The following is a 15,371-nucleotide window of genomic DNA, read 5'->3' on the forward strand; positions in this document are numbered from 1 at the left end:
TCGGGTGAGGGGCCGCAGCTCTAACGAGGGACCGGAACCCCTCACCCGGCGCTACGCGCCGACCTCTCCCAAGGGAGAGGTGAACCTCCGCAGTCGATCCAGCTCAAACTAATCTCATCACGCGCCAGAGTTCATCACGCCGCAACAGAAAAGCCCCGCCCGGTGGGGAGGCCGGGCGGGGCTTTCTGGTCCGGTCGATCTTCGCGCAGATCCGCTTGCGCGGCGCCCGGACTGTTCGTTCAGGCCATCGCGCTGACGTTTGCTCTAGTCGACCACCTGAACGATCCGTCGCGAACGCGGCTCGACCAGAACGGTCTCACCATTCACGACGGTGTAGCGATACGGCGTCGCGCCGAACCGTTGCGGCACGTCGTAATAGGTCACGCCGGCGTCCGGCAGCACGGTGCCGACCACGACGCGATCCGGAATGGTGTAGTTCGGTACGCGCTCGCGCACGATGTATTCGCGGAAGGCGGGTCGCTGATCGACTGTAATCCCGCCATCCTCCTCGACTGCAACCGGCGGGCCACCGCGGACAACGCCAACGGTCTGGGCCTGTGCGGCAACAGCCGGCACCGTGATCGCAGCAGCAATGGCTGCAACGGCAAGTATTCTGTTTCGCATGGCTCGCTCCATTCTTTATGGCGCGCGCCGGCCTTCGCCGAAGCGCACGTCGAGCCAATGCATCGGCTGCGGTGATGTTCCGGAAAAACCGCTGTCATATCCGTGGCAATTTGGAGCAATTTTCATGAGTAGCGGGAACTCTCAGGCCGTGCAGGCGTCTTGATGTGGGAACCTCCTCAGCGGATAAACTGCCGCTCGATTCGCACCTCCAAAAACTGCCGGAGAAATTCAATGACCATCACCGCTGGGCATCTGCCTGCCATCGTGGCTCTGGTTGCAGGCGTCCTGATCCTGATCATGCCGCGGCTCCTCAACTACATCGTCGCGATATACCTGATCTTCGTCGGGCTCGTGGGAATGGGTCTGCTGCGCTGGCTGCACCTGTAGCGGGAAAGCGGGGTTTCGCGGCTTGCGCGGAACCCCTCAAAATGGTGTAAGGCGCGCATCTTCGACCCCTCCTTCCGGATTGTTGTCTGACATGGCCAAAGCCGTCGCGAAGTCCAAGAAACCTGCTGTGAAAACTGCCGCGAAAACTGCAGCGAAATCAAAGCCCTCCGCCGCGGCCCGCAAGGCCGCTCCGGCGCGCAAGGCATTGAAGAAGAGCGCCCCGAAAGCGGCGCTGAAAGCTGCTGCCAAGCCGCCTGTGAAGCCGGCCGCAAAGCCTGCCAGCAAGGCGCCGGCGAAGGCCGTTGCGAAGAAGGCGGCTCCGCCGGCGATCAAGGCCGGCAAGTGGGTCTATACGTTCGGCGACGGCAAGGCCGAGGGCCAGGCGACCCTGCGCGATCTGCTCGGCGGCAAGGGCGCCAACCTCGCTGAGATGGCCAATCTCGGCCTGCCGGTGCCTCCCGGCTTCACGATTCCGACCTCGGTCTGCACCTATTTCTACGACCACGACAAGACGTATCCGAAGGAATTGAAAGCGCAGGTTGAGAAGGCGCTCGACTATGTCGGCAAGCTGACCGGCAAGACGTTCGGCGACGCCAAGAACCCGCTGCTGGTCTCGGTGCGCTCGGGGGCGCGCGCCTCGATGCCGGGCATGATGGACACCGTGCTCAATCTCGGCCTCAACGACCGCACCGTCGAAGCGCTTGCCGAACTCTCCGGCGACCGCCGGTTCGCCTATGACAGCTACCGCCGCTTCATCACGATGTATTCGGACGTGGTGCTCGGCTTCGAGCATCATCACTTCGAGGACATCCTCGACACCTTCAAGGACGGCCAGGGCTACTCGCTCGACACCGACCTCACCGGCGACGACTGGGTCGAGTTGGTCGGCAAGTACAAGGAAGCGGTCGCCAAGGAGACCGGTCACGACTTCCCGCAGGATCCGCATGACCAGCTCTGGGGCGCGATCGGTGCGGTGTTCTCATCCTGGATGAACGCGCGCGCGATGACCTACCGCAAGCTGCACGACATTCCGGAGTCGTGGGGCACCGCCGTCAACGTGCAGGCGATGGTGTTCGGCAACATGGGCGAGACGTCGGCGACCGGCGTCGCGTTCACCCGCAACCCCTCGACCGGCGAGAGCAAGCTGTACGGCGAGTTCCTGATCAACGCGCAGGGCGAGGACGTTGTCGCCGGCATCCGGACGCCGCAGGACATCACCGAGGAAGCGCGTCAGGAATCCGGCTCCGACAAGCTGTCGATGGAAGCCGCGATGCCGGCCGCGTTCAAGGAATTGACGCGGATCTACACGCTGCTCGAGAAGCACTACCGCGACATGCAGGACATGGAGTTCACGGTCGAGCAGGGCAAGCTGTGGATGCTGCAGACCCGTGGCGGCAAGCGCACCGCGAAGGCGGCGCTGCGCATCGCGGTCGAGCTCGCCAATGAAGGCCTGATCTCGCGCAAGGACGCGGTGACGCGGATCGATCCGGCCTCGCTCGACCAGCTGCTGCACCCTACCATCGATCCCGCCGCCAAGCGCGATGTGATCGCGACCGGCCTGCCGGCATCGCCTGGCGCGGCCTCCGGCGAGATCGTGTTCTCGTCGGACGAAGCCGCCAAGCTGCAGGCCGACGGGCGCAAGGTGATTTTGGTCCGCATCGAGACCAGCCCGGAAGACATCCACGGCATGCACGCCGCCGAAGGCATCCTCACCACCCGCGGCGGCATGACCTCGCACGCGGCGGTGGTCGCGCGTGGCATGGGCAAGCCCTGCGTCTCCGGCTGCGGCACCATCCGCGTCGATTACGGCCGCGGCACCATGAGCGTGGGTCAGCGCACCTTCAAGACCGGCGACGTCATCACCATCGACGGCTCGGTCGGACAGGTGCTGGCCGGCCGCATGCCGATGATCGAGCCGGAGCTGTCCGGCGAGTTCGGCACGCTGATGGGTTGGGCCGACGAGGTCCGCAAGCTCGGCGTCCGCGTCAACGGCGACACGCCCGATGATGCGCGCACTGCGGTGAAGTTCGGCGCCGAAGGCATCGGCCTCTGCCGCACCGAGCACATGTTCTTCGAGGAGACCCGCATCCGCACCGTGCGCGAGATGATCCTCTCCGAGGACGAGCAGTCGCGCCGCGCCGCGCTGTCGAAGCTGCTGCCGATGCAGCGCGCCGACTTCGTCGAGCTGTTCGAGATCATGAAGGGCCTGCCCGTCACGATCCGCTTGCTCGACCCGCCGCTGCACGAGTTCCTGCCGCACACCCAGGCCGAGATCGAGGAAGTGGCGCGCGCCATGAACACCGATCCGCGCAAGCTGGCCGACCGCGCCCGCGAACTGTCCGAGTTCAACCCGATGCTCGGCTTCCGCGGCTGCCGTCTCGCGATCGCCTATCCGGAGATCGCCGAGATGCAGGCGCGCGCGATCTTCGAGGCCGCCGTCGAGGCCGGCAAGCGCACCGGCAAGCCGGTCGGTCTTGAGGTGATGGTGCCGCTGATCGCGACCAAGGCCGAGTTCGATCTGGTCAAGGCACGGATCGATGCGACCGCGGGCGCGGTGATGAAGGAAACCGGCGTCAAGCTGACCTACCAGGTCGGCACCATGATCGAGCTGCCGCGCGCCTGCCTGATGGCCGGCGAGGTGGCGGAGACCGCGGAGTTCTTCTCCTTCGGCACCAACGATCTGACGCAGACCACCTACGGCATCAGCCGCGACGACGCCGCGAGCTTCCTCGGCACCTATGTCGCCAAGGGCATCCTCGAGATCGATCCGTTCATCTCGGTCGATCGCGACGCGTCGGCGAGCTGGTCAAGATCGGCGTTATGCGCGGCCGCAAGACCCGGCCGAGCCTCAAGGTCGGCATCTGCGGCGAGCATGGCGGCGATCCCGCGTCGGTCGCGTTCTGCCACGAGGTCGGGCTCGATTACGTCTCGTGCTCGCCCTACCGCGTGCCGATCGCGCGCCTCGCCGCCGCGCAGGCCGCGCTCGGCAAGGAGATCGCCAGCCAGGCGTGAGCGATCACACGGTTCAGAGAGTGCGATGGCCGGGACCAAGTCCCGGCCATTTTTGTTGAGTGCCGTCAGCAGCCGCCGTCATTGCGAGCGAAGCGAAGCAATCCATCTCACGGCATATGCGGAGCGATGGATTGCTTCGTCGCTGGCGCTCCTCGCAATGACGATGGTGTTGCGGCCGCGGCCCTGCCGCGTAACACTTTGTTCACCATCCGCGTTGACCTGTTGTTTACGACTTTCATGCGCTGCGCATTTACCAACGCGCGCGATGCAATGCGCGAAGGCGTTGCGATCGCTTGAGTGTAGCGTGCGGGCAACGCCGATTAACTCCGCGGCAACCTAAACAAGTTAGCAACGGGAAAGGTCGAATTGCGCGGATGTACCGCGTTCGATTGCACTCAGTAAGCGTTGCGTGAGCGTACGATGTTTGTGTCGCGTAACCAGCCGAAGGGCGCACGGCTCGCGCTCTTCGGTCTCGGTCTTGGCATCTTCGCACTGATGCCGACCGAGCTCGGATATCAGGATATTGCCTCGCTCCTGGCCCGGCAGCCCGGTGTCGCCGAGCGCTGGCAGAAGCGCGTCTTCGCCTCCGCGGTCGGCTCCATCCAGGTCGCGACCTACAGCTTCGGCCGGCCGATCGGAACCTCGGCGCCGCAGGATCCGCAGATCCTGCTCGCGCGGCTGGACAGCTCGAGCGGCGACATCACCGGCGCGGTGACGCGCAATCCGATCACCACGCCACCGCCGCGCTATGCGGCATCCGATTTTCCCAAGGTCGATCGCACCTTGAAGGGCGATCGTCTCGTCGTCCGGCGGCCAGACCAGGCCGATCCCGCGCAGCCGGCAAACCCGGCGCCCGCGAACGAGGATCCCGCGACATCGAATTCGTCGGTCAAGGGTATGAAGACCGCGACCGCAACGAGTGGCAGCCCACCTGCGGACAACGCGCCGCTCGATCCCGAATTGCAGGAGGCGCTGCGTGCGCCGCCGCTGCCGCAATATGCCAAGCCGTCGCCGCAGCAATACGACGTGTCGATGTCGCTCGAGGCCAACCCGCTCGACGATCTGAAGCCTGTGCGCGCGAAGCCTGCTGCTGCGCCGCCCGTCGAAGCAGCGCATGAGCGCGACCCGTTCGCATTCAAGACCGCCAGCCTGTTCTTCGGCTCGTCGCTCGGCACGCCCGAGAATCTCGAGCGCTGGCAGCCCGGCGAGGCGCCGGTCGTCGTGGCGCCCGTGGTGCAGCCCGATCCCGACATGAAGGTGATGGCGTCACTGCCGGTCGATGCCGACGGTCCGGTCAAGGCCGGCGAGATGGGCGAGAGCATCGCGCCGAAGGGCGAGGTCAACGCCGACGACCAGCACAGCAAGACGCCGGCGGAACGGCTCGGCCTGCTCGACGAGAAGTCGCGCGCCAAGTCGGAGAAGTGCCTCGCCGAGGCGGTCTATTTCGAAGCCCGCGGCGAAGCGGTGCGCGGCCAGATCGCGGTCGCCCAGGTGGTGCTGAACCGCGCCTTCTCCGGCAAATATCCGGAGACGGTGTGCGGCGTGGTCTACCAGAACAAGAACCGCCATTACGCCTGCCAGTTCACCTTCGCCTGCGACAACGTCCCCGATGTCGTCCGCGAGCCCGACATGTGGGACCGCGCGAAGAAGATCGCGAAGGCGATGCTCGACGGCAAATTGTGGCTGCCGGAAGTCGATCGCTCGACCCACTACCACGCCTATTGGGTGCGGCCGTCCTGGGTCAGCGAAATGAAGAAGATGTACAAGTTCGGCGTCCACACCTTCTATCGCCCGCGCGCCTGGGGTGATGGCAGCGACGCGCCGAGCTGGGGCAGCGCGGCCGAGACCGCCAAGATTTCGGCGCAGCTCGCCGAAGCCGCCCAGAGCTCGGCCGAGCAGGCCAGCACCAAGCGGTAGCACGCTCACACCGGCGCTCACCAACGAACGTCATTCCGGGATGGCCCGCAGGGCCAGACCCGCAATCTCGATGATTTAGGGCAATGAACGACCTCGAGATTCCCCGATGCGCGATTGCGCATCTGAGGTTCGCGCCGTTGGCGCGCCACGGAATGACACCCTCATAAGATTCTGCAGGGCAGCTCTGCAGGCGAATATTTTTCTCCAGCCCCCTCTTGGGGTTTCATGCATATGCATTAACTCCCCGTAACGTTTGCGGGGCGGTTCCCCCGCCAGTCGCGGGGGAAGGTAAGATGGCTGTTACCACCGGAGATCTTCGGCCGGCGTCCAGCACCTGGCGCACGCCGCTCGTCATCATCGTCTGCGGCTGCGCGATCGCATTGCTGAGCTTCGGCCCGCGCTCCAGCCTCGGTTTCTTCGTGCAGCCGATGGGGCGCGAATTCGCCTGGGGCCGCGACGTGTTCGGCCTCGCCATCGCGCTGCAGAACCTGTTATGGGGTCTCGGGCAGCCGATCGCAGGCGCCATTGCCGACCGCTTCGGTTTGCTGCGCGTCATGATCGTCGGCGCCTTGCTGTACGCCGCCGGCCTCCTGCTGATGCGTTACTCGACCACCTCAGTGTCGCTCGACATCAGCGCCGGCGTGCTGATCGGGTTCGGCCTGTCGGGCTCGTCGTTCAATCTCGTATTGGCGGCCTTCAGCAAGCTGTTGCCGCCCGAGCGGCGCGGCATCGCGCTTGGCGCCGGCACCGCCGCCGGCTCGTTCGGCCAGTTCCTGTTTGCGCCGTTCGGCGTCGCCTTGATCGACAATTTCGGCTGGCAGACTGCGCTGGTCGTGTTCAGCGCGCTGATGCTGCTGATCCTGCCGCTCTCGCTCGCGCTGGCGACGCCGCCCGCGGAGACGAAGGATGTGGCGCCCGCCGATCAGCAATCGTTCAAGACTGCGTTGGCGGAGGCCTTCGGCCATCGCTCCTACGTCCTGCTGGTGCTCGGCTTCTTCACCTGCGGCTTCCAGCTCGCCTTCATCACCATCCATCTGCCCGCCTATCTGGCGGATCGCGGCATTCCGGCAACGACCGGCGGTTGGGTGGTCGCGGCGATCGGCCTGTTCAACATTGTCGGCTCGCTCAGCGTCGGCTGGCTGCAGAACTTCTTTCCGAAGCGCTATTTGCTCTCGGTGATCTACCTGTCGCGCGCGCTGGCAACCGTCGCCTTCATCTCGTTCCCGGTCACACCTTTCTCGGCGATCGCATTCGGCGCGGTGTCGGGGCTGCTGTGGCTGTCGAGCGTGCCTCCGACCTCGGCGCTGGTCGCGCTGATGTTCGGCACCCGCTGGTTCTCCACTCTCTACGGGTTCGCCTTCGTCAGCCATCAGGTCGGCGGCTTCCTCGGGGTCTGGCTCGGCGGTGTGGTGTTCGAGCAGTTCGGTTCCTACGCCCCGATCTGGTGGCTCTCGGTGCTGTTCGGCGTGCTGTCGGCGCTGATCAACCTGCCGATCGTCGAGGCGCCGGTCGCCCGCCCGGTTGCGCAGCCCGCCTGATGGGTTAAACACTCCCCGAAACCAAGATTACGGGGAGCGCTCATCGTGGCAACGTTCAAGGCAATCAGGATCGACAAGGCGGACAAGGGTACCACCGCCGCACTGACCCAATTCGACGACGCGGAATTGATGGACGGCGACGTCACCGTCCGCGTCGAATGGTCGACGCTGAACTACAAGGACGGCCTCGCGCTGACCGGCAAGGCGCCGGTGGTGCGCCGCTTCCCGATGATCGCCGGCATCGACTTCGCCGGCACGGTCGAGCAATCCAGCCATCCCGACTGGAAGGCGGGCGACAAGGTCGTCTGCAACGGCTGGGGCATGGGCGAGACCCATCTCGGCGCCTATGCCGAAAAGGCCCGCGTCAAGGGCGACTGGCTGGTGCGGCTGCCTGACGGCATCTCGGCCCGCGACGCGATGGCGGTCGGCACGGCCGGCTATACTGCGATGTTGTCGGTGCTGGCGCTGGAGAAACACGGTCTGACCCCGAAGAGCGGCCCGATCGTGGTGACCGGCGCGGCCGGCGGCGTCGGCTCGGTCGCGATCGCCGTGCTGTCGAAGCTCGGCTACCACGTCATCGCCTCGACCGGCCGGATGTCGGAGGCCGACTATCTCAAGGGGCTCGGCGCCACCGAGGTGATCGACCGCGCCGAGCTGTCGGGTGCCCCGAAGGCGCTCGCCAAGGAGCGCTGGGCCGGCGGCGTCGACAGCGTCGGATCGACCACGCTCGCCAACCTGCTTTCGATGACCAGATACGGCGGCGCCATCACGGCTTGCGGTCTGGCGGCCGGCATGGACCTGCCGTCGTCGGTCGCGCCCTTCATTTTGCGGGGTGTGTGCCTTCTCGGCATCGATTCCGTGATGTGCCCGATCGAGCTCCGGAGGACCGCCTGGCAGCGCCTTGCCCGCGATCTGGATAAGGCAAAACTGGCTGATATCACTCACGAAATCGCCTTGGACGAGGTCATGGGTTACGGTGCGAAAATCCTCGGTGGCCAGGTCCGCGGCCGGATCGTGGTAAAAATAGTCTGAGGACGTTCAGACTTTACCAACGAAGCTGCTCCAATGTTGCCACTGTTGGTATGGTAAGCAGCGGGTAAAGAGGCTTGCAGCATGATCCCGGGGGGCCGGGTGTCCTCGCGCAGACGCCGAGAAGCGTCGGTAGCGGGGATCATGCTCAACAAGGAGCGGGTGCCCGCGCTCGTAAGTGGAGTAGCTCATGCTTGCGCGTTTGGTGTTGGGGGCCGTCACGGCCGGAGCGATGGTCGTGCCGGCATTCGCAGGCAGTATGAATGCCGATGAGGCCCGCAGATTTGTCGCCGGCAAGGTATTCGCCTTCACCTGTTTCGATGGCACCCGTGGCGCCGGCCGTATCCTCGACGATCTCGGCGCGGCAGGCTCGATCCAGTTCTCCGGCTCCGGCCCCATCCGCCACGTACGCCTGCCCGGCAATACGCTGCAAATCCGCGGTCAGAGCGTTTGCGCGTCGCTGAAGGGCATTCCGTTCGAACCTTGCTTCAATCTCGACAAGCAGGACGACCGCTCGTTCCGCGGCTCGGTCTCCGGCATGGGCTTCGCCTATTGCGATTTCCACCACCAGGGCGGCCAGCAGATGCTGATGGCGCGCGCCGCGGCGCGTCCGCGCACGCTGCACCCGCGCACCCGATCCGCCGATGCCACGCCGACCGAAGTGTCGCGCGTTGAGACGCCGCAGGTCGGAAGCGCGAAGCTGGAGCCGGTCAAGGCCGAGCCCGCCAAGGTCGAGAGCGCACCGGAATTGCGCCGCTCCACCGACTAGAGCCCATTCGTTCCGATGGAATCGGAACGAGGCTCTAGATTCCTGTTTTGACGCGTTTTCTTCACGCGAACCGGTATCCGCTTCGCTCGAAAACGCTCTAACTTCTCATCTGCGCGCTAGCGGGAATACGCTCCGAGCCGTAGTCATACGGATGGCGGTCGCCACGCGTTGATAGCTACTCAATACCTAGCGTTCATCGCCGAGAGGCGGGATGGTGGGGACACCGATTTGAGTAGTCATATGGCGCAGTATTTTTTCCGGATCAGCGACGGCGATTACGCTGGTGCATCCGATCACGCGACCGAGTTCGAGAGCCGCGACGTGGCCTGGGCCGAGATGACCAAGGTCTGCGGCAATTTCCTCGGCAGCATTTCGCGCAACATGAAGCAGAACAGCGAGTGGCACATGGAGCTGCTCGACGAGGGCAGAAAACCGGTCTTCCGGATTCGCCTGGTCGCTGAATCCGTCGATTGAGGCCCTTGCCGTTCAGCACAACAAGCTTCAAGCCTCGGTCTGCGGCACAGGCGGAGCCGCGCGCCTGCGGAACAGGATGCGCTGATACAGCCAGCCGATCGCGACCAGCACGATGCCAAGGCACATGAACGACAGCGCCCGGTAGACACCGGTAAGGGTCGACATGTCGACCAGGAACGCCTTGAGGATCGTCAGCCCGATCACCGCAGCGGAGGCGAGCCGAGCCCGCTGCGAATTGACCACGATGCCGATGCCGAGCAGCGCGACGCCGAACATCAGCCACGCGATCGAATAGGTGTATTGCACCGCGCCCGTGGTCTCGCCGTGCGTCAGCACCGGCCCATGATAGAGTCTGCGGATTTCGAACGTGACATAAGCAAGCGCAAGCACCAGCGCACCGGCCGCGATCGAGTTGGCGTAGGCAGCGGGACGATGGCCGGCTACCGCGTAGGACAATAGCAAGGCCAGCACAGCCGGCAGCGCATAGCCGAGCAACAGCAGATTGATGAAGCTGCCGCCGACGTCCTGCCACCACAGCATCGGGTTCTCCAGCCCCAGCAGTCCGAACAGGCTGGCAAGCCCGGCGAACGCGGTCAGCAGCACCGCGCCGACATTGTGGACGATGCTGCCGCTGCGCAGGCGCAGCCGCTCCAGCCCGATCGCCATCGCAAGCGTCACGCCGACCTGCAAGGCGACCTCGGTCAGTCCCGCGCTGGCGTAGTAGACGTCGCCGCCATTGACCGCGTGGCGGATCTCCATGAAGGCGAGCAGCACCGTGAACAGGATCGCCGCCGACTCGACCATGCGCAGCGGCACGTCGTCGCCGTTGCGGCGCAGGAAATGGCTTCCCGCCCAGAATGACAGCGCCGGAACGCCGTAGCCCCACAGCAGCCAGTTGAAGATCGGCGTGGTGCCGACGACATCGCCCGCGATCCGCGGCTCGTAGCCGATGCGCAGCACGACGATGCCGGCGAAGATCGCGGCAAGCCAGCGCAGGAACGGGATCGGCCGCTGCACCGACAGCCACGCCGTGCCCATCGACACCAGCGCCAGCGCAATGGTGAGCCAGCCCTTGTCGAGCGCGAAGGTCAGCCCCAGCGCCAGCGAGGCGAGGGCGCCGGTGGCCGAGAGCGCGATCGAGGGCGACAGCTCCGGCCGCTCGCCGCGCCGGGTCAGTGCTTCAGTCGCGGCGGCGTAGGCAGCGGCCAGCAGCACGGCGAGAACCGCGAACGGGATCGAGCGATCGAGATGCGCGATCCGCGCATAGAGCGCGACCAGCAGCGCGACCGGTGTGAACACGGCAGCCGCGGCCCAGCTCACCTTGACCTTCGTCGTGGCAAAACGGAATTGCGCGAGGAAGCCCGAAATGCCGAACGCAGCCGCGAACAGTGCAGCCGTGACGAGATGCAGCGACACCGATCCGTCGGTCGCGGACGGCCCGATCCCGGGGATCGCACCGCCCGGCAGCACCAGCATGTCGACGTTGCGGCGGACGGCCCATTCGCCGGACACGATGAAGACGAAGACCGATGCAGCGGCGATCGCGCCAGTCGCGGCGGGTGCGCGCCAGGCCACGGCAAGGCTCGCGGCCGTCAGCAGCGCGAAGCCGATCATCGCGGTGTCGGCGTGTGCGCTGTTGAGCACGATCAGCATCGCGCCGAACAGATAGGCGGCGAGCGAACCCGACGAGATCGGCTCGATCTCCTCGCCATCGCCGTCGGGGCCGAACATGAAGCCGCAGACCACGAGCAGCGCCGCCAGCGCGAAGCCCGCGATGACGTGGAAGACGTGCGGCGCGATCATCTCCGGGCCGCATTGCAGGCAGGGGAAGGTCCATAGCAGCGCGAACGCGATCGTCGTGACCGCGAGCCAGCGCCACAGCCGGATGCGCGCGAGGCCAAACGCCGCCGCCGTGACGATGGCAAGGTAGATATAGAGCGACCAGAAGTCGGGCTTGTCTGATGAGACCAGGATCGGCGTGACGAAGGCGCCGACGATGCCGAGCCCGGCCAGCGCAGGCCCGTGCAACAGCGCGGCCGCGAGTGTGCCGAGCGCGACCATGCCAAGAAGGATGAAGGCGGTTGCCGGCGCGAGGAAGTCGTACAGCGCGTAGGCGGCGTAGACGGTCGCGAACGCCACGGCGGTACCGGCCGCGGTTAGGATCGCCGGAATGTTGGCGATCGGCAGCGCCGCGATGTTGGAGATGCTCTCCTTGCGCCGCGTCCATTCACCGGCGCCGAGCAGGGCCAGCGCAAACAATCCGCCGAGCATCGTGCGCACACCGGGGCCGAGCAGGCCGGCCTCGATCGAATAACGCACCATGAAGAAGCCGCCGAGCGCAAGCGTCAGGCCCCCGATCCACACCACCCAGCGCGTGCCGAGGGTCTCCTCGAAGCCGGGCGCCGGCTGCGGCGGGGCGGGCGGTTCTGGCAGCGGCGGTGGGGCGGCGGCTGGCGCGTCCGTGGCTGGCGCCGCATGCGTATCCGGCTCGCTTCCGATCGCTTCGGGGAGTGGTGGCGGCGCGATGGGAGGCGCCGTCGGAAGCGTCTGTTCGAACTCCTGCTGCGGGGCCAGCGGAGGCGGCATGGCCGCCCGCGCGGCGGCTGTGCCCGCCGCCTCGATCGCATCCAGCCGGCGCTGCAGCACCGCGATCTGGCCCAGCGCCTTGCGCGAGAAAATGATCGCGACAATGGCGATGACGAGCGTGAGGAAATCGAACGGCGAATCGAACATTGGGCCTCCGGCGGGACGCGCCGGACCATCGGCTGGCCGGCCGTCCGTCGCAACCTAGTAGTGCAGTCGAGGGGACTGGAAGTTCAAGCGATCCGGGCACGCAGCCCGCGCTATTCCAGATCGATGTGGAAGGGCCGGCCTTCGACGCTCATGCTGCCGGGACCCATCGCATCGAGCGCGCGCAGCATCCGGCCCTCCCGCCCCAGCGCCTTGTCGGCGAGGCTGACGATCAGCCGGTTGGGCGCCGCGATCGGCGAGGCTTCGCGGATCAGCCGGGCGATGGACATTTCGTCGCGGTGCGGATTGAGCGCGCAGACGGTGGCGAATGCGCTCGCGGTCGAGCGGCTGATGCCGGCGTAGCAATGCACCACCATCGGTGCGCGGCGATCCCAGCCGCGCACGAAGCTCAGCACGCGCTCGATATGCGTCTCGTTCGGCGCAACGAAGCCGTCCATCTGTTCGACGATGTCGTCCATCGACACTTTCAGATGATTGGCCGGAAGCACGGAGGGCGGTCGCTGCACCTGGTCGACATTGGCCATCACGGTCAGCACATGGCTGGCGCCAGTGGCACGAACCGTGTCGGAGAGCGCGGCAAGCGAGCAGACGTGAAGCATGGATGGTCCTTAGGCGTCGGGAATGCCGATTATAACGGCAGCTCCCGGACGGGGCAAAGGTGCGCGGCGGCATGCCGGTTGTTCGTTTTGCGGCGCAACCGCGGCAAGGTTTCGCCGAGCCGTGGTTATGACGCGTGCAATACGTTGAAGCGCTCGAGGAACTGCTTCTCGGCCCGCGCCGCGGTCCATGGCGTCAGATAGTCGCGCTCGGTGGCTTCGGGCAATTCCGGATCGCGGCCGAACAGCCGCTTGGCTTCGGCTTGCGAGAATCCCGCCAGATGGGTCGCCTCGAGATAGGCGGCGCCGCGATCGGCGGCCTTGATCTGCTGCGTGATCTCGTCTGCCAGCACCGCGGGCAAGCCGAAGCGGATATGGATCGCCGACAGCAGCCGCTTCTCCACCACCTTGTATTCGCCCGCCAGCACCGCCTTGAACGGCGAGATCATGTCGCCGATGACATATTCCGGTGCGTCATGCAGCAGCGCAGCGAGACGATGCCTGATGTCGACGCGCGGCATCTGCTGACGCATCACGGCTTCGACCAGCAGCGTGTGCTGGGCCACCGAGAAGATGTGCGCGCCCGAGGTCTGTCCGTTCCAGCGTGCGACCCGCGCCAGTCCATGCGCGATGTCGACGATCTCGATATCGAGCGGCGAGGGGTCGAGCAGGTCCAGCCGGCGTCCCGACAACATCCGCTGCCAGGCGCGAACCGACACGTCCGGTTTGCGTGCAGTCATTTCTTCTTGAGCCGCGGCGTGCGGAGCTTGCCGCTGCAAGACTCGTGGCAGAAGCAGGTGACGAGGTGATCGTTGACCATGCCGGTCGCCTGCATGAAGGCGTAGACGATGGTGGGGCCGACGAACTTGAAGCCGCGCGCGCCAAGCTCCTTGGAGACCTTGATCGAGACCGGCGTCGAGGCCGGCACGCTCGCGGTGGTCTTGAACTGATTGACCTTCGGCTTGCCGTCGACGAAGTCCCACAGGAATTTCGAGAAGCCGGGACCTTTCTCCATGATCTCGAGATAGCCTTTCGCGCTCAAAACCGCGCCTTCGATCTTGGCGCGGTTACGGACGATGCCGGCGTCGTTCATCAGCGCATGCACCTTCTTGTCGGTGTAGCGCGCGATCTTCTCGGGCTGGAAATCGTCGAAGGCTTTGCGGAAATTCTCGCGCTTGCGCAGGATCGTGATCCAGGACAGGCCGGCCTGGAAGCCGTCGAGGATCAGCTTTTCATAGAGTGCGCGGTCGTCATATTCCGGCACGCCCCATTCATTGTCGTGATAGGCGACATAGAACGCGTCCTCGCCCGGCCAGGGGCAGCGCGTCTTGCCGTCGGGATGCAGTTGCGCGGTACGGCTCATGCGACGGTCTGCTTCGGTGGGATGCGGACAGCGTCCGGCTCGGCGAGATGCAGCGATAGCCCGCCCGCGGTCAGCGGCAGGCCTGCGTCGAGCGCATCGGCGACGCGGTCGATGCGCACCAGCGCGAGGCCTTTCTCGCCGGCGGTCGAGCCTATGGTGCCGACCTGCTTGTCGCCGGCGAGGATGGTGGCGCCGGCTTCTGGCGAGGGACCGTCGAGAATGATCTTCACCGTGCGGGTGCGCGCCGTGCCGCGGTGCTGCATGCGCGACACCACCTCCTGGCCGACATAGCAGCCCTTGTCGAAATCGACGCCGTTGAGGCGGTCCATGTTGGTCTCGTGCGGGAAAGCGTCGCCATACATGAAATCGAGCCCGCCGCGCGGCACGCCGGTCGCGATGCGATGCGCCTCATAGGCGCTGGAGTCGACGAGGTCGGCGCCGATCAGATCAGCGAGTTTCTGCTTCAAATCTTCCGGGATCAGGATGCGCCAGCCGAGCGCTGCGTTGCGCGGATCGGCGAAGGCGAGATCGGGTGTCGCCGCCGGCTCGCCATCCCAGGCTGCCAGCACGCCGAGGCTGTCGGAGAGGTTTTCGACCACGACCTTGGCGCGCAGCTTGTAGAAGCTGAGCTTGTCGGCGAGCCCCTTGGCGAGCGCGCGCGGCGCGTCGATCAGGAAGCCGCCGCCATGGCCTGTGGGTATCTCGGTGATCAGGAAATCGACGATGATCTTGCCCTGCGGCGTCAGGAGCGCGCCGAACCGGGCCTGCCCCGGGGCCAGCTGTTCGACGTCCGTCGTGATGAGGCCGTTGAGGAAGTTGCGGGCGTCCTCGCCAGAGACTTTGACCACGCCCCGATCTGGAAGAAACGCTGCTTTCATTCGCAAAATTGGCTCTTTTTCCAAGTTCCTTGG

Annotated in this window: 13 protein-coding genes and 1 pseudogene; 8 read left to right on the forward strand and 6 right to left on the reverse strand. The window is 65.7% G+C overall.

The window, feature by feature from the left end; all coding sequences use genetic code 11:
* Positions 1–264 precede the first annotated feature (264 nt).
* Complete coding sequence (locus AKN84_RS31285; RefSeq protein WP_050424340.1) at positions 265–624, reverse strand: DUF1236 domain-containing protein; 360 nt, start codon at positions 622–624, stop codon at positions 265–267.
* A 231-nt stretch (positions 625–855) separates the two neighbouring features.
* Between AKN84_RS31285 and AKN84_RS46185 the strand changes: the two genes are divergently transcribed.
* From AKN84_RS46185 to AKN84_RS31315, 8 genes and pseudogenes are all read left to right on the forward strand, one after another.
* Positions 856–1,011 carry a DUF3096 domain-containing protein gene (locus AKN84_RS46185; protein ID WP_076865695.1) on the forward strand — a complete coding sequence of 52 codons (156 nt, stop codon included), beginning with the start codon at positions 856–858 and terminating at the stop codon, positions 1,009–1,011.
* 91 nt (positions 1,012–1,102) lie between these two features.
* A pseudogene (gene ppdK / locus AKN84_RS31290) lies at positions 1,103–4,023 on the forward strand (pyruvate, phosphate dikinase).
* A 126-nt stretch (positions 4,024–4,149) separates the two neighbouring features.
* Positions 4,150–4,320, forward strand: a complete 171-nt coding sequence (locus AKN84_RS47505; protein WP_157863354.1) for a hypothetical protein — start codon at positions 4,150–4,152, stop codon at positions 4,318–4,320.
* Positions 4,321–4,443: 123 nt separating this feature from the next.
* On the forward strand, positions 4,444–5,940 hold the full coding sequence (locus AKN84_RS31295) for a cell wall hydrolase (RefSeq protein WP_050424341.1): 1,497 nt from the start codon (positions 4,444–4,446) through the stop codon (positions 5,938–5,940).
* A gap of 293 nt (positions 5,941–6,233) precedes the next feature.
* Positions 6,234–7,478 carry an MFS transporter gene (locus AKN84_RS31300; RefSeq protein WP_050424342.1) on the forward strand — a complete coding sequence of 415 codons (1,245 nt, stop codon included), beginning with the start codon at positions 6,234–6,236 and terminating at the stop codon, positions 7,476–7,478.
* A gap of 45 nt (positions 7,479–7,523) precedes the next feature.
* The gene (gene acuI, locus AKN84_RS31305) at positions 7,524–8,510 is read left to right on the forward strand and encodes an acrylyl-CoA reductase (NADPH) (RefSeq protein ID WP_050424343.1); all 987 of its coding nucleotides are present in this window, start codon (positions 7,524–7,526) and stop codon (positions 8,508–8,510) included.
* A gap of 187 nt (positions 8,511–8,697) precedes the next feature.
* Positions 8,698–9,276, forward strand: a complete 579-nt coding sequence (locus tag AKN84_RS31310) for a hypothetical protein (protein ID WP_021080004.1) — start codon at positions 8,698–8,700, stop codon at positions 9,274–9,276.
* A gap of 240 nt (positions 9,277–9,516) precedes the next feature.
* Positions 9,517–9,750, forward strand: a complete 234-nt coding sequence (locus AKN84_RS31315) for a DUF6894 family protein (protein WP_024579958.1) — start codon at positions 9,517–9,519, stop codon at positions 9,748–9,750.
* A 27-nt stretch (positions 9,751–9,777) separates the two neighbouring features.
* Here the strand turns inward: AKN84_RS31315 and AKN84_RS31320 are convergent, their stop codons facing one another.
* The 5 genes from AKN84_RS31320 to ygfZ form a co-directional block, all read right to left on the reverse strand.
* On the reverse strand, positions 9,778–12,483 hold the full coding sequence (locus AKN84_RS31320) for a DUF2339 domain-containing protein (RefSeq protein WP_050424344.1): 2,706 nt from the start codon (positions 12,481–12,483) through the stop codon (positions 9,778–9,780).
* 110 nt (positions 12,484–12,593) lie between these two features.
* A complete protein-coding gene (locus tag AKN84_RS31325; protein ID WP_050424345.1) occupies positions 12,594–13,100 on the reverse strand; it encodes a tyrosine phosphatase family protein in 507 nt (168 codons plus the stop codon).
* Between the two features lie 125 nt (positions 13,101–13,225).
* Positions 13,226–13,837, reverse strand: coding sequence for a YfbR-like 5'-deoxynucleotidase (locus AKN84_RS31330; RefSeq protein WP_050424346.1), 612 nt, complete (start codon positions 13,835–13,837; stop codon positions 13,226–13,228).
* Positions 13,834–14,460 (reverse strand): DNA-3-methyladenine glycosylase I, encoded by a 627-nt coding sequence (locus AKN84_RS31335; RefSeq protein WP_050424347.1) that lies wholly within the window; start codon positions 14,458–14,460, stop codon positions 13,834–13,836. The genes AKN84_RS31330 and AKN84_RS31335 overlap by 4 nt, the downstream gene beginning before the upstream one ends.
* Positions 14,457–15,338, reverse strand: a complete 882-nt coding sequence (gene ygfZ / locus AKN84_RS31340) for a CAF17-like 4Fe-4S cluster assembly/insertion protein YgfZ (RefSeq protein ID WP_050424348.1) — start codon at positions 15,336–15,338, stop codon at positions 14,457–14,459. Before ygfZ ends, AKN84_RS31335 begins: the two co-directional genes overlap by 4 nt.
* Positions 15,339–15,371: the final 33 nt, after the last annotated feature.

Source organism: Bradyrhizobium tropiciagri (assembly GCF_001189845.1).
Classification (GTDB): Bacteria; Pseudomonadota; Alphaproteobacteria; order Rhizobiales; family Xanthobacteraceae; genus Bradyrhizobium; species Bradyrhizobium tropiciagri.

Bases quoted from the DNA above. Each gene is read 5' to 3' on its own strand.
- AKN84_RS31285 (WP_050424340.1), bottom strand. From the start codon at position 624: ATGCGAAACAGAATACTTGCCGTTGCAGCCATTGCTGCTGCGATCACG.
- AKN84_RS46185 (WP_076865695.1), top strand. From the start codon at position 856: ATGACCATCACCGCTGGGCATCTGCCTGCCATCGTGGCTCTGGTTGCA.
- AKN84_RS47505 (WP_157863354.1), top strand. From the start codon at position 4,150: ATGGATTGCTTCGTCGCTGGCGCTCCTCGCAATGACGATGGTGTTGCG.
- AKN84_RS31295 (WP_050424341.1), top strand. From the start codon at position 4,444: ATGTTTGTGTCGCGTAACCAGCCGAAGGGCGCACGGCTCGCGCTCTTC.
- AKN84_RS31300 (WP_050424342.1), top strand. From the start codon at position 6,234: ATGGCTGTTACCACCGGAGATCTTCGGCCGGCGTCCAGCACCTGGCGC.
- AKN84_RS31310 (WP_021080004.1), top strand. From the start codon at position 8,698: ATGCTTGCGCGTTTGGTGTTGGGGGCCGTCACGGCCGGAGCGATGGTC.
- AKN84_RS31315 (WP_024579958.1), top strand. From the start codon at position 9,517: ATGGCGCAGTATTTTTTCCGGATCAGCGACGGCGATTACGCTGGTGCA.
- AKN84_RS31320 (WP_050424344.1), bottom strand. From the start codon at position 12,483: ATGTTCGATTCGCCGTTCGATTTCCTCACGCTCGTCATCGCCATTGTC.
- AKN84_RS31325 (WP_050424345.1), bottom strand. From the start codon at position 13,100: ATGCTTCACGTCTGCTCGCTTGCCGCGCTCTCCGACACGGTTCGTGCC.
- AKN84_RS31330 (WP_050424346.1), bottom strand. From the start codon at position 13,837: ATGACTGCACGCAAACCGGACGTGTCGGTTCGCGCCTGGCAGCGGATG.
- AKN84_RS31335 (WP_050424347.1), bottom strand. From the start codon at position 14,460: ATGAGCCGTACCGCGCAACTGCATCCCGACGGCAAGACGCGCTGCCCC.
- ygfZ (WP_050424348.1), bottom strand. From the start codon at position 15,338: ATGAAAGCAGCGTTTCTTCCAGATCGGGGCGTGGTCAAAGTCTCTGGC.